Source organism: Enterococcus sp. DIV2371 (assembly GCF_050498525.1).
GTDB lineage: Bacteria > Bacillota > Bacilli > Lactobacillales > Enterococcaceae > Enterococcus_B > Enterococcus_B mangumiae.
In genome coordinates this window covers 207,732-228,910 of sequence record NZ_JBIPAJ010000001.1, presented here as the reverse complement: position 1 = coordinate 228,910, position 21,179 = coordinate 207,732, and the positions used below count along the sequence as shown (strand labels likewise).

Sequence of the window (21,179 nt, the reverse complement as noted above, 5' to 3'; positions counted from 1 at the left end):
GAAAATAACGTTATCCTAAACCCGTCTTTGCTTTAAATCAAGCCATAAAAATCTTTATGCGTAACTAATTTAGTGTTGCAGTTTTTTCTAATGGAAAATCCGACTTTCATGCGCAGCTTCTTTGAATTTCTTCATTTTTTCACTGACAAATGGATAGGATGCTGTTCCAACGATCCCTACCACGATAAAGATGCCCACTAAAATCAAAATCGCATGTGTCGCATTTGGCCAATAGATCCCACCAGCCGATTCACGCAATAGATTGACTGCATGAGTAAATGGTAAGAATGGATTGATCATTTGGAAGAATTTTCCTGACACTTGGATTGGATAGTTTCCGCCACCACCAGAGATCGATAGGACAAGTATGATGATCGCTATCCCTTTTCCGACATTATCAAACAGTGCTGCTAACACGTATACGATCATCATAAATGACAAAGCGATCAACACCGCAAACAGTACGCTATAGACTGGGTTGACGACGTACACACCAAGTAAGAACATATTCCCTAAAGTAACGATCAAGCTTTGGGCAATTGCCATAGTCAAGAAAGTCAACATGCGCGCGCCGAACTGTTCACGTTTTGTATAGTTTTTGCGTGCTTTTTTATCTAAATAATAATCCGTCGTAGCAACACTTGAGAGCAAGACCGCGCCTACCCACAAACATAAAGCAGTATAGAACGGTGTACTTGCAGATCCGTTATTCGGGATTGGATACAATGAATTTGTCTGCAATTCTACAGGCATCGTAAAGAAATCACTCTCTTTTGTCGCATCTAATTTCAAGAGCTTGATGACTTCCCCAAGATCGACTTCTTCTTCCCCTTTACGGATCGCATCAGCTGCTTTTTGAATGCCAACTTTGATGTTCGGCCAATCATTCGTGATCAAGTCTGCGGCTGCATTCACTGCTGTTTCAACTTCCGGCATTTTATCGTTGACTGTGGTCATCGTACTATTGATCTCATTTTTGATCGTTGGCCAATCATTCTGGATAAAATCAGCAGCTAAACCAAGTTTTTCTTGTAATACAGGTAAGTCATTATTGTATAGGTCGGCTCCTTTATTGATGCCATTCACGATCGTTTCCATATTGTCATTTAACATGGTATTCGCATCATGGATCTCTTGACCGATCGCAGGCATTTCTTGTTGATATTTCTCTAATATCGCTACCGCATTAGTCACTGTCTCTTTCGTCGAGCTTAATAGAGAATCAAAGTCGATTTGATCCGCTTTACTCAATGCCCCTTGCGCGGTACTGATCGTATCGATCACTTGCGTCAAGATCGATTGAACGGTTGTGCTGACTTCATCAACATTGATACTATTGATCAAGCCGTTAACAGAAGTAGCTGCTTTTTGCACTTCTTCTAACAGGCTAGTAATTTTAGAAGTATCCTCCGCCTGAACAGCTTCGTTTAATTGCGTTAAAAGATTTTGTAAATCAGTTAATGCTGGTTTTACACTCTTCAACGTATCAATAAGTGGTTGTAATTTTGTATTTCCAGCGTTCGCTTGTAGATCTTCCAAAAATGAAATCAACTTATCCGTTGCTTGTAGTTGTGCTGTAATACCATTGATAAAATTAGTTAACAAGTTATTGATATTTGCTTTTTCTTCATCTGTTAGTCCATCGCCCACAGCATTTTCGATCGTTTGCGCTAATGAACTAGTCGTCGTTGCTACTTGCCCAATCGAATCTAACGTTGTCTTCACGCTTGTCGTGATTCCTGGGACTGCTTCTTTGAGTTGTTCTGCACCCGATTTCGTATCAGTCGCTAGATTCTGCGCTTGCGATTCTAAGTTCTTCACATCAGGTAAGATGTCTTGGACTTGTTGGATGATGGTCAATCCTTGTTTTGCTTCCTCGATTCCTTGATTCATCGTTTCTTCGATTGATGCAAAATCATTATCGATTTCAGCGATTTGTCGTCCCGCATTTTGGATCTCTGGGATTTTTTCTTGCAAATCAAGGATCAATTTCGCTTGTTCTTTTAATTCCGGCATTTTATCGTTCAACTCAACGACTTTTTGTCCCATTTCATCCACCTGTGGTAAATATGCGACAAATTCATCTGCCTTCTCTAGCTTATTTTTAATATCAGGTAACTGTTTTTGTAGATCAAGTACTTGTTGCGTATAACCATTGATCGTATCCAAGTTTTCATCTGTCGATAAAATCATTGATTTTACTTTATTGATACTTACGAGGTTAGAGTCAATGTCATAGCCAATCTCATTGAATACTTTTAGTAGCGTTTCACTCGCTGTCTTAATAAATTCACTTGAGATTTGTGACTGGATCGTCGTTGCCCCTTTATCAGTGATTTTTGGCGCAATCGCATTGATTTTTTGATTGACTGTATATTCGATTTTTGGTTTTTGGATATCCCCACTCGTGAAGCTTAGTAAGTCCTCCGAAAAATTCTCTGGCAAATAGATACCAGCATAATATTCTCCCGAGCGCACGCCGTCTTCCAATTCTTTCTTCGAGTCAACGAATTGCCAACCCAGATCTTTATTTTCGTGAAGCGACTTCAGTACTTCTTTTCCGATAGCGACTTCTTCTCCTTGAAATTCAGCAGGTTTATCTGCACTATATACCGCAATCGGCAGTTCTCCAGTATTTCCATATGGGTCCCATAATGCTTTGATATTGAACCAAGCATACAAGGAAGGAATAATCATGATTGCGATGATCAAAAGCGTCGCAACAGGATTTTTAAAAATTCGTTTCCAATCAAGTACATATAAGTTTATTGTATTTTTTATTGATTTCATATTCATCACCTTTTTTTGTTCCAGCTGCATCACTTTATCATGAAAACCATACGATTTTCAATCCTATTTTCAGCTTGGTAACTAATTTTTTGACAGTTAAATCAAACTGTCCGAATATTGTTATCTCTCGCTTAATAAATACTTAAACTCCCCTTATTGATTATCAAGTTTCGTCGTCCTTGTATAAAATTTTTTGCCTATACGTGAGCAAACTTAATTGTTATAAAAAGCTTACCATAGTTTCCAATTTTTTTGTCTAAATTGGTTACCTATAAACATAGATTCTTCCCCTTTATAGATAACTGTAGTTATTTAAAAGGCGAAATCATTCTTTGAAAATGATAATTTGTCAAAAAGAATCACGCACGCAAAAAGAGGCACAACAGCCAGCATAAATCGCTAAGATGATCTTTGCCGTTGAAGTTCCTCTTGTTTGTTTTTCTAAGGATTATGACATTCGCTGTCTTATGCCCTCTAAAGCAGGATAAATGGTGTTCCAAAAGTAATACCTCAGTCATAATCTCATGATTGACTAAACACACGGTGCTATTTTATATGTATGAACGTGCTGTTTTTGTCTTTTATTTTGAAACTGGGACAAGTGCTTCGATTCCAATACTGATTTTCAATGCACGATCCACGTCTAACATGATCGATCGTTCTAAATGACAGACCTTTTCTTTTAATCTGGATTTATCGATCGTTCTGATTTGTTCAAGTAAAATGACTGAGTCTCTTTCAATTCCGGTTCCGGTCGCTTTGATCCCTATATGTGTGGGCAATTTAGGTTTCGCCATTTTCGCAGTGATTGCTGCCACGATGACCGTTGGACTGAAATGATTCCCTAAGTTGTTCTGAATCACTAAGACTGGTCTTGTCCCACCTTGTTCTGATCCTACCACCGGAGAAAGATCAGCAAAATAAATATCTCCTCTTTTTACCATACGCCTCTCCTCACTCTTGATATTCTCTAGGTATACGGGGACCTAGCACACACGCGACTTCGTAATGGATCGTACCCAATTGATCTGCTACATCTTGCATCGTAATTTCAGCCTGTTGATTTTTTCCGATCAACGTGACTTTCGTTCCTACTGGCAGTTGATGAGGTAGACGGATCATCAATTGATCCATACATACTCGTCCAATAATTTCACAATAGACGCCTTCCACTAATAATGAGAAGCCTTGCATTTTTCGTAACCAACCATCTGCATAGCCGATCGGAACAGTCCCGATCCATTCTGAATCTGAAGTTGTATAGGTTTTTCCATACCCTACGCCTTCTCCAGCTGGCAGTTCTTTCACTTGGATCAATTCAGAAACAAGTTCAAGTGCTGGTTGTAATGGATAGACTTCCTCTAATGCATGACCGGATGGATTCAATCCATACATTGCTACCCCATATCGTATCATATTGCCCGTCGCTTGTTCATGCCATAATGCAGTGGCACTATTACTGCTATGGACATATCGTGGTAAAGTGGGTAGACTTTCGATTATTTCAACAAATTTTTGATTTTGTTTTTCCCAATAAGTTGTATCTGCTTGATCTGCTGTAGAAAAATGAGTATAGATCCCTTCCCATTCTAAAACTGGGCTATCTTGGACCATTTCGACTGCTTCATTGACTTCTGCAACGTTGAGAAAGCCAATTCTCCCCATTCCGGTATCGACTTTCAAATGCAATTTCAACAAATATTCTAGATGTCTTTCTGTCATATAAGTATTTGCAGCTTGCAACCATTCTTTGGTTCCTACAGTAATGGATAGATCGTGGATGACTGCAAGTGTCAACGCATCGATCGGAATCATATTCAATACAAGAATAGGTTGTGTGAACCCTGCCTCTCTCAGCTCGATCCCCTCATCTAAAGTAGCTACGCAAAAACCAGTAGCTCCACCTTTTTCCGCAGCTTCTGCTGTTTCGACTGCGCCATGACCGTAACCATCTGCTTTTACGACAGCAAACAATTCTTTCCCATTTAAGCGTGCAACTTCATTTGCTACATTTTCTGTAATTGCCTGTTTATGTATAATTGCTTTTGTCGGACGATGCCAAGCAATGACCATTGTTCTTCCTTCTTTCTAGTCTTCTAAAATAATCTGTGCAAAAGCTAACTCATCTGTATGTGTAATGCTGACCCAGACTGCTCCTTCATGTGGAGATTTCGTGACAATTGGTTGTCCTGATTCATTTTTTAAAATTTCGATCTCTTGAAAGGTAACTTTACCGATCCCTGTTCCCCAAGCCTTTGAAAAAGCTTCTTTACATGCATAACGACCGCCTAAAAATTCAACCTGACGATGAAACGGCAGCAAACGAAACACTTCGATTTCACTTGGTGTCAGTACGCGATCAATAAAGTTTTGCTTTTCTTTGATGATCGTAGCAATCCTCGACAGTTCAACTGCGTCAATTCCAATCCCTTTTATCATACACGATTCTCTTTTCAAAAAATTTTAGAACACTCTAATTCTACCAAATTTTAGACAATTTACCACCAATAAGTCTAGAAATAACAAAAATGAAAGTTGTTTCTTATACGAAACCAACTTCTGCAATTCCTTTCATAAAAACTCATTGAGAATCGACACAAAAAAATCGCTGTCTTAAAAAAATAAGCGCCAGTACCTTCAGCCATTTTTTTACGAACATTTTTCAAAAAAAAGAAAAGGACGATTAGAAAAATAGCTGATATACAAATATTTTCTGCCTTCAGCCATTTCTATAATCGATTTATTGGCATTTATTCTAATTTACCATGAATCACGTATAAAAAAAGAAATTATTTTTACTTAATAAACAAAAAAAACAACAATTCGATACGATTCTCTTAAAAAATCAATTGTTTTATTTTTTTAAATAACATTTTCGCTAAAGTTATTAAAAAACTATCTATAAATCGAAAAATGGAACAAAATCCCATATAAAACTATCTTGTATCCCTTGCTGTACATAGACTTTTTCTCTTTATCTTATATTTCTTTATGCACTAAAAAAGTGAGCTATTCGTTTTTTGTCATTCTCTCATCCCGCACAAACGATATGTAAAAAAAGCCCATAAGAACCAAAAATTAGGCAAGCTATTTTGGGATCTTACGGGCTAGTTCAGGTTGTATCCTTTACGGAACAACTACTTTATAAGCGGATTAGTCGTTGTTCGTGCGGATCACGAAACCACGTTTTTTATCATTTGAGCGTTTACCACCGTTATCTTTTTGCTTGTTGTGGTTTTTGCTGTAGCTACCGCTGCCTTTTGAATTTTTGTTGCCTCGGTAGTTGCCATTGTCACGGCGATTGCGGTTGTTTCCGCCACCTCCACCACGTTTACCATTTTTGTTGTAGCCTTTTTTCTGCATTGGTAATGGACGTTCTGGTGTGATTTTTACTGGTGTCGCATCTGATGGATCTTTGGCTGTTGTCTTTAATAATAAAGCGACTAAATCTTGTGCAGAGTATTCTTCCAATAATTTATCCGCAGTTTGCAGATATTTATCTAAGCCATTCTCTTCAAGTTTTTCTTCGATTTGTTCAACGGCAGCGCCTAGTTGTCCTTTGAATGCTTCTTTTTCAGTCGGTGGACGTAATGTCGTCATACGTTTTTTCGTTAAGTTTTCGATGACGTGTAAGTAACCCATTTCGTTTGGTGTAACGAAAGTTACTGACATACCGCCTTTACCTGCACGGCCAGTACGACCGATACGGTGAACATAGCTTTCTGGGTCTTGAGGGATATCGTAGTTATAAACGTGAGTCACTCCTGAGATATCTAAACCACGTGCGGCTACGTCTGTAGCAACTAAAATATCTAAATGACCACTCTTGAATGAACGTAACACGCTCATACGTTTTTGTTGGGAAAGGTCGCCATGGATACCTTCTGCACGATAACCGCGAGCTTCTAGCCCACGTGCTAATTCATCCACACGACGTTTTGTACGACCAAAGACAATTGTTAACTCTGGTGTTTGTACATCTAATAAGCGAGTCATGATATCAAATTTTTCGTATTCTTTTGCACGAACGTAGTACTGATCGATCAAGTCAGCAGTCATTTCTTTGGTTTTGATTTTCACGTGTGTTGGATCTTTCATGAATTTCACACCGATATTTTTGATTGCTGGTGGCATTGTTGCTGAGAACAATAGTGTTTGACGTTGTTCTGGCACTTTAGAGATGATACTTTCGATATCTTCTAAGAAGCCCATATTAAGCATTTCATCTGCTTCATCTAAAACTAATGTTTCAACAGTTCCAAGTTTCAATGTGTGACGGTTGATATGGTCTAACATACGACCTGGTGTACCAACAACGATATGTGGGCGGTCTTTCAATCCACGGATTTGGCGACCAATATCAGCACCACCATAAACTGCTTGGACACGGACACGTTTGTCACGTCCTAGACGATAAAGTTCTTCTTGTGTTTGGATCGCTAATTCACGTGTTGGAGCAATAACTAATCCTTGTAATTCTTGACGACTTGCATCGATTTTTTCTAACATCGGTAAGCCAAATGCAGCAGTTTTACCTGTTCCTGTTTGTGCTTGTCCAATCACATCTTTACCTTCTAAGGCAAGTGGAATCGTTTCTGATTGGATCGGTGTCGCTTCTTCAAATCCTGCACGCTCTACTGATTTTAATAATTCTGGTGATAATTCTAGTTCTTTAAATTTCAAATGAATCCTCCTATATGGTTGTTAACTGAGGATGTAGCGATAAATTGCTACCCCGTCTCTTGTTCGGTCAAAGTGTCTGTTTCTTTTGACAGTGGCCACGCACGTTTCCCATCCATTCTTAGCCCCTGTGGCACCACCGAAAAATCACTTTGCGAAGTTTAGGCATTAGAAAAGCCAAACGGGTCGCGTTCAGCTTTATCATTGTTATGACATCTGGCTTCACATTCATCTTCAAGCCAGTCCAATTTCTCTTCATCTTTCGGCAATAGGTTATTCTAGCATAATTTATTGTTTTCTGCAAGTTTACAGTTTTTATTTCATTTCTTGTAGTCGTTCAACGACTTCAATCAAGCCCATACTATTGCTGCCTTTCAATACGATGGTGTCGTCCGGTTGGATTTCTGCAACGATTTCTGCAATCAATTGTTCTTTGTTTTCTTCTGTGTGGTAAACCGGCAAGTCAGGATATTTTTGCGCCAACACATCTTTTAGTGCTTGCATCTCTTTTCCATACAAAAAGATCATTGAGAACACATCTGAAGAAATATGTTCACTCATTGATGCATGCATGCGTGATGATTCTGCGCCTAGCTCCAACATATCTGCTAAGACAGCAAGTTTTCTTCCTGTGGCTGGAATGTTTGCAACAGTGTCTAGGACTAACCCCATTGCCGTTGGGTTCGCATTGTAGACATCACTTAAAATAGCAGCGCCATTTCCAGCTGTTAACCATTCTGTTCGGTTTTGTGTCACTGAGACAGTTGCCAGTCCTCGACGGATTGCTGGCAGAGACAACTCAAAAAACTGTCCGATCGCATAGGCAATCAGTGCATTCGTCACATTATAGCTGCCAGGTAATGGAATCGTGAATGATTCGCCTTCAACGATAAACGTTGTCTGTTGCTTTTCTTCTGTGATTTCTTGTGCAGAGATGTCGCCTTCTTCAATCCCAAATGTTTTGATTTTCTGTGTCAACGGTGCTAGAAGCGGCTCTAACAATGGTTCATTATTCGGTACGAGCAATAAACCGTCTGGCAATAAACCATCAGCAATCTCCATTTTCGCTTGAGCAATCCCTTCACGTGAGCCTAGATTTTCAATATGAGCTTCACCAATCATCGTGATTGCTGCGACTTTAGGTTGTGCCAACAAAGAAAGTTCAGTAATTTCATTGGCATGATCCATCCCCATTTCTAAGACGATCTTTTCAGTATCTTGTGGCATGTGCAAGATTGTATAAGGCATGCCGATATTATTATTGTAATTTCCTTGTGTCTTATAGGTTTTATAGCCTTGTGCCAAAACAGAAGCAGTTAGATCCTTTGTAGTTGTCTTACCATTACTGCCGGTCACAGCCACAACGTCTGCGCCAACTTTTTTCAAGTAATATTGCGCCAGCTCTTGCATCGCTTTTAAAGGATCAGAGACTGATATGATTGCAATGCCTTCAGGTGCCTTCTCGACTTCCCAACTCCAAAACGTTGCGACTGCTCCATTTGCAATTGCTTGTTCAATAAACTCATGGCCATCTCTTGCACCGGCTAAAGGAACAAATAGATTCCCTTCTGTGATTTTTCGACTATCAAATTCTACTCCTGTGATCAATTGACTTGAGTCATGATGACTTCCAACTGCTTGGGCAGCTTCTTGTATTGTAATGTTCATCGATTCTCTATCCTTTCGATTTAGATAAGCAGACGTATATGCATCGAAACAAAAAAAGTTGTGAAGATCGCCCATACCGATAGCGTCGAACAGTAAAAATCTTTCGCTTTCAATCAGTACCCGATGATCATTCACAACCTTTGTTTTGATAGACACACTACTTCATTTCGTTCATGCTTGTGTTGATTACGTTTAAACTATTCAAAGAAACTTTGTCTTTGATTGTAACGGTTCAAGCCTAATTGAATCAATTCTTCAATCAAGTCCCCGTATTGCAAGCCCATATTTTCCCATAATAATGGGTACATGCTGAACGCTGTAAATCCAGGCATTGAATTCAATTCATTAAGGAATAACTCATTTTTATTCGTTAAGAAGAAATCGCATCGGCTCAAGCCACTTCCGCCTAACATCGTGTAAGCTAATTTTGCGTACTCTTGTGCTTTTTGGTGGACTTCTTCTGGTACCTCAGCTGGAATCTGCATCTCGATTCGATTATTAATGTATTTTGCGTCGTAATCGTAAAAAGCCACGTCTTTCACTACTTCACCAGGTAACGTCGTGCGGACATCTTCATTTCCTAACACAGCGACTTCGATCTCGCGCGCTTCGATTCCTTGTTCAACGATGGCACGTGAATCGTATTGGTAAGCTGTTGCTAAAGCATTCTGCAATTCTTCTCGAGTTTCAGCTTTAGTGATTCCAACACTTGATCCCATATTAGCTGGTTTGACGAACATTGGGTAAAGCAATGAGCCCTCACATTGGTCAAACACTTTTTTAGGATTTTCTTTCCATTGGTTCTTCAAGACTGGAACATACGGTACTTGCGGCACACCGGCTGCTTGTAAAATATATTTTGTCATGATCTTATCCATGGCACAAGCACTCGTCAACACCCCCGCACCGACATAAGGCATATTCAAAGTTTCTAAGAAACCTTGGATCGTTCCGTCTTCGCCATTTGGTCCATGAAGAACTGGGAAAACGATGGCGCCTTCTTCTTTGATTTCTCCTGGATTGATGACGGTTCCGGTAAATCCTTCTGTCATTTTCCCACTAGGATCCCATGTCAAGTGCAACTCCTCTTCACTTGCGGGTTTTTCAGTTAATAAGGGGCCTTTGACCCACTGTCCGTCTTTACTAATAAATACGAGCTGTACTTGATAATAAGCATAATAAATAGCATTTAAAACGGAGAACGCTGAAAGAATCGAAACTTCGTGTTCCGCACTGCGTCCACCATATAATAAAGTAATCTTCAAAAGATTTTCCTCCTGTATTCGATATCATTCATTTTTACTTCATATTTTAGCACAAAAACAAAAGATGCAAACAGCTTATTTGAAAAAAGGTGAGGTACTTGTCATTTTATCCGAGAAACAGCGGAATAGTTGTCGCTTTTTTCCCTAACAGTTATGATAAGGAAAAGGAGGCATGATGATGACTAAAACTACTTCTCGAAGCCGCTTAACAGAGATCATTCAAGTATTCATCAAAGAAAATGTCCTGCCTAATCTGATCCAGCAAAAAAATCCTAAACAAGTCAAAAAAGCATTCGAAGAGCTTGGATCAACTTTTATCAAAATCGGGCAAATGCTTTCTGTACGTGATGATTTACTCTCTGCTGAGTTTACTAAGACATTTAAAACATTGCAAGACAACGTGCCAAGCGACCCTTTTGTCACGACAAAAAAAACAATCGAACAGGAATTAGACACACCCTTAGATACGATTTTTGATGGTTTTAATAAAACACCTTTTGCTTCTGCTTCAATGGGGCAAGCGCATCGTGCCATCCTAAAAAATGGCGATGCCGTCGTCGTAAAAGTCCAACATCCGAATATTGCGGAAGAAATCATGATGGACTTGCAGTTATTTGAACGGGCGATCCCTTTGATCAAATATATTCCTGAGACAAGCGTGATCGATTTGAAAGGTGTCTTGCAAGAAGTCAAACGTTCGTTGACCAACGAATTAGATTTCTACAAAGAAAGTCAAAATGGCGCACGTTTCTATCAACTAAACAATCATTGGTATGAAGTTCGATCTCCTAAGATCTATGAATCTCTCTGCACAAAAAAAGTCATTGTGATGGAAGAGATGGCTGGAAAGAATTTCAACCAATTGATGAACCTAGAAGAAACGGACACACCCCTCATCGCGCCACTTTCTAATACACAACTGAAACAGCAAGTCGCCAAACGATTGATCGAGCATTTTATGAAGCAAATCTTTGATGATGGCTTTTTTCATGCCGACCCACATCCCGGCAATTTGTTATTCCATCCTCTACCTTCAGAGGCGCTTTCAGACAATGTCGCAACAACGACGAAAGAACACCAAAAACAGTTAGGTACTCTTTCGCTCAAAACCAGTTCCACTGTCACTGAACCGTTGCAACCATATACGATCAGTTATATTGATTTCGGGATGATGGGTAGTCTTTCCGGCTCACTACGACAAAAACTAATGGAAGTCGTTCTTGCCATTTATACGCGAGATATTTACCGAATCGAAAAAGCCGTCGTCAACTTATGCCAACAAGAAGGACCATTTGATGAAAGTGAGTTTCATCAACAACTTGCTAACTTTTTGACACAATATCTGGACCTGCCGATCGAAGAAATAGACTTACAAGAAGTCTTTTCACAAATCGTAGCCATCTGTCATCAAAACAACTTACAAATCGATCGTGATATCACGTTATTACTCAAAGCTTTCAGTACCTTAGAAGGCGTGATCCGTGTCCTTGATCCAGAAGTTTCTTTGATGGAAGTGGCTACACCTTTTGCACAACGGTATTTCTTAGCACATTTATCCGTTGAAGATACATTGAAACAAGCCGGCTTGGACTTCTTAGAAGGCGTCAAGACTGTCCCAAAAATCCCGCAACAAGTGCACCATCTCCTTGAAACTTGGCGTTCTGGACAAGGTAAAATCAACTTGGAGTTAAAGAAACAAGATCAACTGATGAGCCGGATCGAAAGTATGGTGAACCGCTTAGTCTTCGGTGTGATACTCGCTGCATTGATCGTCGGTTCTTCGCTTCTCGTCCAAGCTGCACCAGACGACCAAATCAATTTTATTACACTGCTAGGTATATTCACCTATACGATCGCAGCGGTAGTCATCCTCTTTTTAGCGATCGATACGCTGATCAAGTATTATAAAAAAAGGCGAAAATAAGCGACGACATCTGAAAATAATTCCATATTTTCGGATGTTGTCGCTCACTTTTTGCTGTTTAGAGTAAAGGGTAACGAGACCATTCCTGTTTTAGTCGATATCCCTTATTCCAATATTTATTTTCAAACTTTTAATATCTTCTCATTCACGTTTTTATTTCATCTTTCGTTCATCAGGTACGATTCTTTGCGATAACAACCACTTATGGAAGAACCATTCAGCAATTCCGATCAATAACGCAGGCACTAACACTTTCATCCAAATATCCGCCATATCGTTCATGAAATAAAGATATAACCATAGAATGACTGCAGCTGAACCAGCATCTGCAATTGTAGCTGCGATATTTCCTACTTTTCTCAAAATCAGCAGATCACCTAATACATAGATCATTACAACAATGATCACTCCGACAATCGTTGAATCCATAAAGCTAACACCATAAAGTCCTGTTAGTACGATCCATAGAATCGCCCAGATCATGATTGCTTTTACCACCAACGCCTTTACATGTTTCATTTTCTGCACTCCTTTCTTTTTGGTTAAAAACATATGATTATATAATTAAATAATCTTCATAATTATATCCCTTGTTATAGAATCAATCAAAGATATCGCACTTCATCTAGTAATAAAAAAAGTGAACACTGCTTCTATTTAATTAGAAACAATGTTCACTGACAATTACTCTATTCCTATTTCTTCAAGCGCTCGGATCAACGCTTCTTTGAACCGTTGATGGTCTTCGTTAGTAAAAGGTTTCGGTCCTTTTGTGCGGATACCAGCTTTTCTCAACTTACTGCTTTGATACCGTTGCTCTAGTAGCCCGTCAATGTTCGTTGTATCAAACTCTTTCCCTGATTGATGAAACACTCGAACACCTTTAGGTAAGACCAGTGAAGCTAAGCCATAGTCTTGAGTAACCAAAAAATCGCCTTTTTTGATCAGTCCGACAATTTTATAATCGGCACTGTCTGCTCCTTTATCGACGTAGACAAACTGCACATGATCCGGATACTCTTTATTTGTATAGTGATCCACACTTGTGACGATCATTACTTCTAGTTGAAATAATGCGGCGATTTCAATCACATCATTTTTCACTGGAGAGCCATCACCATCAATGAATATTTTTCGCATGTTCTTTCCTCCACAAAAGATAAACAGCTATTACTCCTACGAGCAATACACCGACATTGATCCATTTTACGTAGACTAACAATTGGATCATCGTTTTTGGTACGCTAAGTCTGCCAGTCAGCTGGAGCAATACACTCACAGGTTTATCCAGCCATTGGGCCATCATTAGCATCAGTGACATCAACAAGAATTGATGGGTCACACTTCCTTTATTTTGTGTCGTAAACTTCGTGATCACACGATTATCCATCGGTATTGACGTATCGATCTCATAATACGTACGATTCAACCAACTGCCTACTACCGCGTGCCAGAAGCTTAGTAAGAATAAACCGACCACAAAGCCGATTTGCGGAAGCAACAGAATCAGCAATGAACTGAACAAACCCGCCAGTTGAACGAGTACAGGATCGATCGTTGGAATCCCGATGAGCTGTTTTCCAATGATTTTGGCTAATACCATCCCTGCAATATAAGGCAAATACATATACACACCTAGATAATCAAAGCCATGTACACGACCGATATAAAGTGTGCCAAATAAAAAGAGAAAATTACCTAACATACCATTCAAAAAAGTAAAGCTATTCAACCAAGTAGGTAGTTTCCACCGCTTCCTTGCTCTCCCTAGATAGAACGCCGCAAAGAGAAACAGCAGCATAAACCCATAGATTGCCACATCAAATAGTGCAGGATCAATCAACAAACGAGCATTTCTCAAAAGAAACAACAATACAAAAAAGCCAATAAATAAAAGAAGTTCCTTTGTAACTACCACATTTGACTTTAGCTCTTTAAAATCTAATTCATAGCGTGGATAATGACTGACCGTATGATACGCCATAATATAAAACAATGTATAAAGCGCTAATGTCATCACGACTTGTGTCGAGCCAGGTAGCTCGATCGATCGAAACAAAACAAGCAATAAAAGGATCGCAAAAGGGAATTTGTTTGCTGACATGTTCGTGAATCCCTGTTGTTTTTCATGGTAATTCACCGTCATATTTGTTGGTACCAACCATGCCGCACTAAGCCCTAAAAGCACACTCGATAAATAATACAGTGGGAAATAGAGGACACCAAAAATCCCGATCAACGAACCTGCCCCACCTGTCAATAATGAAATCATCAACAAGGTATAACTATCTAGACCAAAGCGGATGCTATTCACTAAAAACAATCCTGTCATCCGAAATGTATAAAATAAAGTAAACGGTAAAATCGACAACCATTGATTCCCGTCACTCAAGCTTAAAAATAAAAGATACGGTACTAAGATGACCGTATTACTCAAAATAAAAGGCGTCGTTTGTGTAAAATTCCGCACAAATCGCTTGATTTTATCAATCATATAAAAACTCCTTACGCATCAAACATGGGGTATTTTCCATGTCAACACATCATCTCTATAGACACTCTCTTAGGTCTATGGGTACAAATTTGATTATACCATAGGAGCAAGGCAGCCAGAACCCCACATCTCCCCATTCTCTCTCCAAATCAAAAAAGCAGGAACTCCTCAAAATTTGACTAGCAAACTTGGGGAATCCCTGCTTTTTCTTTGAGGTTGAGCATTTCTGCCCAGACCTCACTGGTGCCTGAAGAATCAGACAGACAAGCCCTTCTCCACAAAAGTCTTGTCCAGCACGCCTACATCCGGTAGGTGATCCGCAGATCATGTGCCGCCAAAATCAATTAGACCTCTATCATTCAGAGATCTTCTCGACCCGTCGCATAACGTATACTTTAACACACTCAATCAGTTTATGCGAGCCTTTTTTTCATTTTATAATCGACCATTTGAAATCCTTCACCGATGTCTGAGATCAATTCTTCTTCAATGACAAACCCTTGATGTTGATAGACCGCAATTGCTTGTCGATTGTCTTGATTGACACGTAAAAAAATCTCTTGTGCCTCTGTTTCTCTAGCTAGTTGTTCGTACCAACGAAAGACTTCAGATGTCAAGCCTTTTCCACGTACGTCTTGTAGAATGTAGAGCTTACTCAAATAGATTGAAGAAGCTATCTTTTCATACGCAGTGTAGCCAACGGTTCGTCCAGCTAATTTCAATAAGAAGTAGCTGACCCCTGCAGCACATTCCTTTTCGATCTGTTCTTTCGATTGATAAGTCTCCAACATATAAGCGACTTGTCTTTGACCGATGATCGGCGTGAACGCTTCGGGCCATACTTCATGGATGACTGCGACGAGTTCATCTAGTTCTTTCTCAGTCACTGCGACTTTCTCCAACATGTTATCCCCCCAATCAATGAACTAAAAATGCCCTTGTGCCTGTTGGAACAAAAACAACATGATCATACTGTAAGCAGCGACAGACCAAGGTTTTAAAAGAATAATGATTTGCATGTATTCTTTAAATGAGAGCTTCGTCAACCCTGCGACAAGACAAATCAAATCATCTGGCGCGAAAGGTAAAAGTAAGGTGACGACCAATACTTTTTTGATATTTTGCGTTTTATCAGCGACTAACTGCTCAAATTTCTGGAATTTTTTTGGCGATAAGATGAAACGGACAAAACTCGTCCCATAATAACGCACGAACAAAAAACCAATTGCTTCACCGATGATCAAGCCAATACAACTATACAGCAACCCAAAAGCATTGCCAAACATCAACATTCCAGCCACGGAAGAAATCCCTCCCGGTAGAATCGGGATAACGACTTGAATGATCTGGATGACGATAAATAAGATGACCGCATGTCTCCCAAACTGTTGCATGAATTGTTGTAACGAATCTGCCGATTGGAAGATGCCATGGCGATACCCATAAATGATCAATATGAAAAATATACTTAAACCAAGGAGTGGTGCGAATTGGATGGCTCTATGTACCCATGTTTTTTTCTCAGTCATATGTTTCTCCTACACTTTTCATTTTTTCCTTATTTCATAAAAAGAACAGTTAGCGGGCAGAGGTAACTGTGCCTAGCTGCGAGAAATAAGCTATAAAATCCGAAAATATCCCTCATATCCTCAGATTCTACAGCTTATTCCCTCAGTAGTTACTTATGAAACCCTGTTGATTCGGTTTTAGTAGACCGTCACTCATGCTACAGCCCTCTCAACTGCTCGTTTTACTGGTGATTCAAAAAACTAGCAACTTTCGTCGTGATCAAATCGATGGCCACGTGATTTTCGCCACCTTCTGGCACGATGATATCAGCATAGCGTTTTGTTGGTTCAATAAATTGATGATACATCGGCTTAACGACTGTTAAATATTGCTCGATCACAGAATCTAACGTACGTCCACGCTCTTCCATGTCACGTTTGATCCGGCGAATGATCCGAATGTCATCGTCTGTATCTACATAGATCTTGATATCCATCAAATCACGTAAACGTTCGTCTTCTAAAATCAAGATACCTTCCAAAATAATGACTTCTTTTGGTTCTTGAATGATCGTTGCTTGACTTCTTGTATGGGCAACATAATCATAGACTGGTTTTTCAATGGCTTCATAGTTCAGTAGTTTTTCAACGTGCTGGATCAGCAGTTCATTATCAAAGGCAAAAGGATGATCGTAGTTTGTATTCAACCGTTCTTCAAAGCTTAAATGACTTTGATCTTTATAATAAGAATCTTGTTCAAGCATCATGATGGAGTGGTCTGGAAAGTGACTAAAAATCCCTCGGCTGACGCTTGTCTTTCCGCTTCCCGATCCGCCCGTCACACCAATGATAATTGGCTTGCTTTTTGTCATTGACTAAAACCTCTTTCATATCCGTTTTTTCATTCTAATCTATTATAGCGAAAAAAAAGGAAAATGCACTATTTTTCTGAAAATTAATGAAGTGGGATTTCCAATAGTGGATAAAGTTCTTCTAAAGAATCGATACGATGTGTCGGCTGGATCTCCGGCATTTCAGGTAATCGATTTTTATTGAACCAAATCGTATCGATTCCTGCTTCATTTCCACCTTTGATATCCGAAGTCAGTGAATCACCGATAATGACCGTTCGCTCTTTGTCCAGTTTAGGAATATTTGTAAATACGTGATCGAAGAAGGCCTTCATTGGTTTTTGTGCACCAATCGCTTCTGAAACAAAAATTTCTTTGAAGTAATGGATCATTCGCGCATCAGTCAATCGTCGATGTTGCGTTTGAGAAACTCCATTCGTCACAATATAAAGCTCCGCTTCATTTGACACTGCTTCCAGTAACTCATGGCTACCAGGAATCCAGTGATGGCCGAGATTCAAATAATGACGATAACGCTGATCCATTGCTTGGCTATCGACCGTTTTGCCAAACTGTTGGAACAATAGTCCAAAGCGATTTCCAGTTACTTCATCTCTTGTCATCTGCCCCTTTTCGAATTCACGCCATAAATGGTGATTCAATGCTTTATAACTCGTTCTGATCTCCGGTGTCAGTTCAATGCCTTGTTCAGCAAACAGTTGATGCAACGCTTCTGCTTCCGTTTGTTGAAAATCTAATAACGTATCATCTACGTCAAATAATAATGTATGATATTTCATCTGATTCTCCTATTTCTTCTATTTTAATGTTTAGTTTATTTGCATTTTCGTAGGTTGTTGATTGTTTATCTATAAAAGAAATAAACAAGTGCCTTAGAACCGCCGACTGTACACTTGCTTATTAAATGACTCTAAATCATTTTAGAAAGTCCAATAACATCTTCTTCTGAGAAATGTCCAATGACTCTGTAGGGATTGAAATTACTCTTCAATTCAAATCGGTTTCCTGTATCTACCCAAGATTTCTTGTTTAATCCTGCAGAATCTAAGTCTTTTATTTCATAATATCGCTTTTTGATCGCCTTTGATTTATTCTCATATTTACTTGTAATAGGAAGAATCAAGAATGAATCTCTGCTTCGAAGACGGATAGCAATAGCAGGACGAGTTTTCCCTCCACTGCCATCGTTAAAAGGAATATAGATCAAGAACACGTCATGACTATTCATCTAGATCTCTCATCCATGACACTAGATCTTCGTGGTCACCGCTATTTTCTGGCGGATTAGTTTCAACAGACTCTTCCGCAACTCTCATTAACTGCAGTTCAGCTTTCTCTTTACTTGTTAAAGATAAATCAAATGGAATTTCTCCTCTGGCTGCTACCCTTTTATATAAAGCAGTGATTAAGATTGATGGATTTACTCCTAATGAATCTAAAATGCTTTCGACGTCAGTAGCTAGATTCTTATTGATATTCACTTGGACTTTCTTTTTTTCGTTGGTTTTATCTTTTTCTTTGATTTCAGACATAGAACATCACCTCTCACTCCTATTTTACTCCTAATAGGAGTGTAAAACAAATTCATTGAATGAACGATCAATTCACGATTATTACTATTTAAAATATTTTTTTAATTTTTTTAGTTCGTCTAACGTCAATGAGCGATAAGATCCTTCAGCTAAATGTGGATCTAGTTGTAAGGGGCCCATGCTGATTCGTTGCAATGCAGTGACTTTTTTTCCACAAGCTAAAAACATCTTTTTCACTTGATGGAATTTTCCCTCTTGGATCGTCAGTCGTACAATACTTTTTTTATGTTGCGCGTCAAGGATCTCTAAATGTGCAGGTAAGCATTGATAACCACCATCAAAAACAACTCCTTTTTCAAAAGCAATTTGATCAGCTTCTGTCACTTGTTCATTGACAACTGCTACATATGTTTTCTGTACTTTTTTATCAGGCAACAACATTTCATAACCTAATTGGCCATTGGAAGTGATCAACGATAAACCTGTTGTATCTCGATCTAATCGCCCAACTGGGTACAAAGGTTGTGTGCGATCGGCTGAAGCCAACAAATCGATAACGGTCGTTTTGTGAATGTCTGTCACTGCTGTTACAGCTCGTTTAGGTTTATTCAGCATAAAATATACTTCATTTGTGTGCAACCTTACACCATCTACTTCGATGCGATGAAGTAAGCTATCGACGTTTCGATTCTGTTTCTGCTCTATTTCGCCATCGATACGAACGAGTTTCATTGCAAAGAGTCGTTTCATCTCTTTGCGTGATGTTTCTAATTCTTTTTCTATTAATTTATCTAACCGCATAGTTGTTTCCTTTCCTAACTACTAAGCATTATAACCCGAATCGGACAGCATGCAAAATAGGAACGTTGAGTAGTTCCCTTGACTTACTCAAAGATTCGCGTTACGGTTAAAGAGTAAAGTGAATTGGATTTCTCATACACAGCGTAATGACCTGGTGGAGAAAAGTTGAATCCTGACTTTTTAAAGGCAGATGCGCGCATCTGTCTTTTTGCGTTTTTTCGCGCTACCTGATAATGTGCAAGAGACCATGTGACATTCACTTAAATAAAATCTGTCTGACACCAAAGCAGACAGTCACATTTTAAGGAGGAATTTGGTTATGTCAGTATCATTAGAAGTAAGTAAAAGAGAAGTACGTCCCCGTTCATTGAGAAACAAATTGCGTCACGAAGGAAAAGTGCCTGCAATCGTTTATGGTTACAACGTGGAAAGCACACCAATCTCATTTGATAGTGCTACGTTTAGTAAAGTATTGCGTGAGAATGCCGCAAATACTGTGATCACAATGGATGTTGATGGAAAGAAAGTCAACACACTTGTTCACAAGATCCAATCAAACACATTTACCAACCAACTAGAACACGTGGAGTTCCTATCTGTGAACATGAAAGAAGAAACAGAAGTTGAAACAGAAGTTGTCCTTGTCGGCGAATCTACTGGTGTGAAATCTGGTGGTGTATTGGCTCAAAACCTATATACTGTGATTGTTTCTGCTACGCCAGATCAATTACCAGAAAACATTGAAGTAGATATCACTGATTTAGCATTAGGTGACTCGATCACTGTAGCGGATCTACCGAAAGATGATGCCTACACGATCATTACTGACGGAGAAGAACAAATCGCCGCAGTTGTTGCACCAACGGAAGAAGAAGAAACAACTGGCGAAGCAGTAGAACCAGAAGTCATCGGTTCAACAGAAGAATAAACGCCCATTAATAAACGAAGCTGTGGCAAACGTCATAGCTTCGTTTTTTATTTCACTTCAAAAAGCGTCTCACAGGAATGGTATATTCCTATTTATCATCCCTTATTTGTATATTATATATAGTGAAAAACCCTTATATAACAAGCTTTTTCAATCCCCTCTTAAAAATTTCTTATACTTTTAAAAAAAGTATGCAAATATTGTTGCATTTTATGAAAATGTTTATTAGAATGAACCAACGTTACAAGAAGTATGACTCGTTTATCCTAATAAAAAATCTTCTCGTAATTTCGTTTTTTAGACAAAGGAGGCTAAGCCGATGTTTGAAAGTTTTGATAGTAGCCGTAATCGATACGCATCGTTAGGTGTGGTATCAAGTTTGCCAGATGAACTGATCGATAGTATCTGGTTTATTATTGATTTAGACCTTAAGGGTGTTATTCCGTTAGATAATATTTTAGCTTTTGATTTAATGAACAATCATGGAAAAGTAACCTTGCATTTTTCTCAAGCGGGCAGTACCGTAGAGATGGGGATTGATCTACCGTTCCCTTATTCTCCTCAATACCCTGCGCAAGTATTTGCTTACGATGATGGGACAAGAGAAACGATTCTTCTCCCAAGTGAAATTAAACAATACTAAAACAAGCCCTTTGTTTTGTACGATAGCCAAGTAGTTGACTCTTTGATTTTGATCTCGGACTCACTTCTTGGCTT

20 protein-coding genes are annotated in these 21,179 nt (G+C 39.1%); 3 read left to right on the top strand and 17 right to left on the bottom strand.

The window, feature by feature from the left end; genetic code table 11:
• Nucleotides 1–87: 87 nt before the first annotated feature.
• From IGL24_RS01105 to IGL24_RS01075, 7 genes are all read right to left on the bottom strand, one after another.
• On the bottom strand, nt 88–2,790 hold the full coding sequence (locus IGL24_RS01105; RefSeq protein ID WP_207699259.1) for a YhgE/Pip domain-containing protein: 2,703 nt from the start codon (nt 2,788–2,790) through the stop codon (nt 88–90).
• A gap of 581 nt (nt 2,791–3,371) precedes the next feature.
• Nucleotides 3,372–3,734 (bottom strand): type II toxin-antitoxin system PemK/MazF family toxin, encoded by a 363-nt coding sequence (locus IGL24_RS01100; RefSeq protein WP_206854376.1) that lies wholly within the window; start codon nt 3,732–3,734, stop codon nt 3,372–3,374.
• Nucleotides 3,735–3,744: 10 nt separating this feature from the next.
• Nucleotides 3,745–4,863, bottom strand: coding sequence for an alanine racemase (alr, locus tag IGL24_RS01095; RefSeq protein WP_207699260.1), 1,119 nt, complete (start codon nt 4,861–4,863; stop codon nt 3,745–3,747).
• A gap of 15 nt (nt 4,864–4,878) precedes the next feature.
• The gene (gene acpS, locus IGL24_RS01090; protein WP_206854380.1) at nt 4,879–5,229 is read right to left on the bottom strand and encodes a holo-ACP synthase; all 351 of its coding nucleotides are present in this window, start codon (nt 5,227–5,229) and stop codon (nt 4,879–4,881) included.
• Between the two features lie 714 nt (nt 5,230–5,943).
• The gene (gene cshA / locus IGL24_RS01085; protein ID WP_206854382.1) at nt 5,944–7,473 is read right to left on the bottom strand and encodes a degradosome RNA helicase CshA; all 1,530 of its coding nucleotides are present in this window, start codon (nt 7,471–7,473) and stop codon (nt 5,944–5,946) included.
• 312 nt (nt 7,474–7,785) lie between these two features.
• Nucleotides 7,786–9,138 carry a UDP-N-acetylmuramoyl-tripeptide--D-alanyl-D-alanine ligase gene (locus IGL24_RS01080; RefSeq protein ID WP_207699261.1) on the bottom strand — a complete coding sequence of 451 codons (1,353 nt, stop codon included), beginning with the start codon at nt 9,136–9,138 and terminating at the stop codon, nt 7,786–7,788.
• A gap of 197 nt (nt 9,139–9,335) precedes the next feature.
• The gene (locus IGL24_RS01075) at nt 9,336–10,403 is read right to left on the bottom strand and encodes a D-alanine--D-alanine ligase (RefSeq protein WP_207699262.1); all 1,068 of its coding nucleotides are present in this window, start codon (nt 10,401–10,403) and stop codon (nt 9,336–9,338) included.
• Between the two features lie 178 nt (nt 10,404–10,581).
• On the opposite strand from IGL24_RS01075, the gene IGL24_RS01070 reads away from it, so the two are divergent.
• On the top strand, nt 10,582–12,327 hold the full coding sequence (locus tag IGL24_RS01070; protein WP_207699263.1) for an ABC1 kinase family protein: 1,746 nt from the start codon (nt 10,582–10,584) through the stop codon (nt 12,325–12,327).
• Nucleotides 12,328–12,480: 153 nt separating this feature from the next.
• Here IGL24_RS01070 and IGL24_RS01065 read toward each other — a convergent pair whose 3' ends face one another.
• The 10 genes from IGL24_RS01065 to IGL24_RS01020 form a co-directional block, all read right to left on the bottom strand.
• Nucleotides 12,481–12,846: a DUF2512 family protein gene (locus IGL24_RS01065; protein WP_206854393.1), complete on the bottom strand. Its 366-nt coding sequence runs from the start codon at nt 12,844–12,846 to the stop codon at nt 12,481–12,483.
• A 165-nt stretch (nt 12,847–13,011) separates the two neighbouring features.
• On the bottom strand, nt 13,012–13,467 hold the full coding sequence (locus IGL24_RS01060) for a YaiI/YqxD family protein (protein WP_207699264.1): 456 nt from the start codon (nt 13,465–13,467) through the stop codon (nt 13,012–13,014).
• Nucleotides 13,448–14,821: a hypothetical protein gene (locus IGL24_RS01055; RefSeq protein ID WP_207699265.1), complete on the bottom strand. Its 1,374-nt coding sequence runs from the start codon at nt 14,819–14,821 to the stop codon at nt 13,448–13,450. The genes IGL24_RS01060 and IGL24_RS01055 overlap by 20 nt, the downstream gene beginning before the upstream one ends.
• 413 nt (nt 14,822–15,234) lie before the next feature.
• Nucleotides 15,235–15,723, bottom strand: a complete 489-nt coding sequence (locus IGL24_RS01050) for a GNAT family N-acetyltransferase (RefSeq protein WP_206854768.1) — start codon at nt 15,721–15,723, stop codon at nt 15,235–15,237.
• Nucleotides 15,724–15,747: 24 nt separating this feature from the next.
• Nucleotides 15,748–16,350 carry a TVP38/TMEM64 family protein gene (locus IGL24_RS01045; RefSeq protein ID WP_207114886.1) on the bottom strand — a complete coding sequence of 201 codons (603 nt, stop codon included), beginning with the start codon at nt 16,348–16,350 and terminating at the stop codon, nt 15,748–15,750.
• A gap of 221 nt (nt 16,351–16,571) precedes the next feature.
• The gene (gene udk / locus IGL24_RS01040) at nt 16,572–17,201 is read right to left on the bottom strand and encodes a uridine kinase (RefSeq protein WP_010734363.1); all 630 of its coding nucleotides are present in this window, start codon (nt 17,199–17,201) and stop codon (nt 16,572–16,574) included.
• An 83-nt stretch (nt 17,202–17,284) separates the two neighbouring features.
• Nucleotides 17,285–17,980 (bottom strand): YjjG family noncanonical pyrimidine nucleotidase, encoded by a 696-nt coding sequence (locus IGL24_RS01035; RefSeq protein ID WP_207114885.1) that lies wholly within the window; start codon nt 17,978–17,980, stop codon nt 17,285–17,287.
• 131 nt (nt 17,981–18,111) lie between these two features.
• The gene (locus tag IGL24_RS01030) at nt 18,112–18,429 is read right to left on the bottom strand and encodes a hypothetical protein (RefSeq protein WP_207114884.1); all 318 of its coding nucleotides are present in this window, start codon (nt 18,427–18,429) and stop codon (nt 18,112–18,114) included.
• Complete coding sequence (locus IGL24_RS01025; protein ID WP_065096488.1) at nt 18,422–18,733, bottom strand: type II toxin-antitoxin system RelB/DinJ family antitoxin; 312 nt, start codon at nt 18,731–18,733, stop codon at nt 18,422–18,424. Before IGL24_RS01025 ends, IGL24_RS01030 begins: the two co-directional genes overlap by 8 nt.
• An 84-nt stretch (nt 18,734–18,817) precedes the next feature.
• Nucleotides 18,818–19,534: a 16S rRNA pseudouridine(516) synthase gene (locus tag IGL24_RS01020; RefSeq protein ID WP_207699266.1), complete on the bottom strand. Its 717-nt coding sequence runs from the start codon at nt 19,532–19,534 to the stop codon at nt 18,818–18,820.
• A 319-nt stretch (nt 19,535–19,853) separates the two neighbouring features.
• Here IGL24_RS01020 and IGL24_RS01015 point away from each other — a divergent pair, with 319 nt between their 5' ends.
• Nucleotides 19,854–20,462, top strand: coding sequence for a 50S ribosomal protein L25/general stress protein Ctc (locus IGL24_RS01015; RefSeq protein WP_207699267.1), 609 nt, complete (start codon nt 19,854–19,856; stop codon nt 20,460–20,462).
• A gap of 319 nt (nt 20,463–20,781) precedes the next feature.
• Nucleotides 20,782–21,105, top strand: a complete 324-nt coding sequence (locus IGL24_RS01010) for a DUF960 domain-containing protein (protein WP_206854405.1) — start codon at nt 20,782–20,784, stop codon at nt 21,103–21,105.
• Nucleotides 21,106–21,179 lie beyond the last annotated feature (74 nt).

Coding starts and splice junctions, on each gene's coding strand:
- IGL24_RS01105 (WP_207699259.1), bottom strand. CDS start 2,790: ATGAAATCAATAAAAAATACAATAAACTTATATGTACTTGATTGGAAA.
- IGL24_RS01100 (WP_206854376.1), bottom strand. CDS start 3,734: ATGGTAAAAAGAGGAGATATTTATTTTGCTGATCTTTCTCCGGTGGTA.
- alr (WP_207699260.1), bottom strand. CDS start 4,863: ATGGTCATTGCTTGGCATCGTCCGACAAAAGCAATTATACATAAACAG.
- acpS (WP_206854380.1), bottom strand. CDS start 5,229: ATGATAAAAGGGATTGGAATTGACGCAGTTGAACTGTCGAGGATTGCT.
- IGL24_RS01080 (WP_207699261.1), bottom strand. CDS start 9,138: ATGAACATTACAATACAAGAAGCTGCCCAAGCAGTTGGAAGTCATCAT.
- IGL24_RS01070 (WP_207699263.1), top strand. CDS start 10,582: ATGACTAAAACTACTTCTCGAAGCCGCTTAACAGAGATCATTCAAGTA.
- IGL24_RS01065 (WP_206854393.1), bottom strand. CDS start 12,846: ATGAAACATGTAAAGGCGTTGGTGGTAAAAGCAATCATGATCTGGGCG.
- IGL24_RS01060 (WP_207699264.1), bottom strand. CDS start 13,467: ATGCGAAAAATATTCATTGATGGTGATGGCTCTCCAGTGAAAAATGAT.
- IGL24_RS01055 (WP_207699265.1), bottom strand. CDS start 14,821: ATGATTGATAAAATCAAGCGATTTGTGCGGAATTTTACACAAACGACG.
- IGL24_RS01045 (WP_207114886.1), bottom strand. CDS start 16,350: ATGACTGAGAAAAAAACATGGGTACATAGAGCCATCCAATTCGCACCA.
- udk (WP_010734363.1), bottom strand. CDS start 17,201: ATGACAAAAAGCAAGCCAATTATCATTGGTGTGACGGGCGGATCGGGA.
- IGL24_RS01035 (WP_207114885.1), bottom strand. CDS start 17,980: ATGAAATATCATACATTATTATTTGACGTAGATGATACGTTATTAGAT.
- IGL24_RS01030 (WP_207114884.1), bottom strand. CDS start 18,429: ATGAATAGTCATGACGTGTTCTTGATCTATATTCCTTTTAACGATGGC.
- IGL24_RS01025 (WP_065096488.1), bottom strand. CDS start 18,733: ATGTCTGAAATCAAAGAAAAAGATAAAACCAACGAAAAAAAGAAAGTC.
- IGL24_RS01020 (WP_207699266.1), bottom strand. CDS start 19,534: ATGCGGTTAGATAAATTAATAGAAAAAGAATTAGAAACATCACGCAAA.
- IGL24_RS01015 (WP_207699267.1), top strand. CDS start 19,854: ATGTCAGTATCATTAGAAGTAAGTAAAAGAGAAGTACGTCCCCGTTCA.
- IGL24_RS01010 (WP_206854405.1), top strand. CDS start 20,782: ATGTTTGAAAGTTTTGATAGTAGCCGTAATCGATACGCATCGTTAGGT.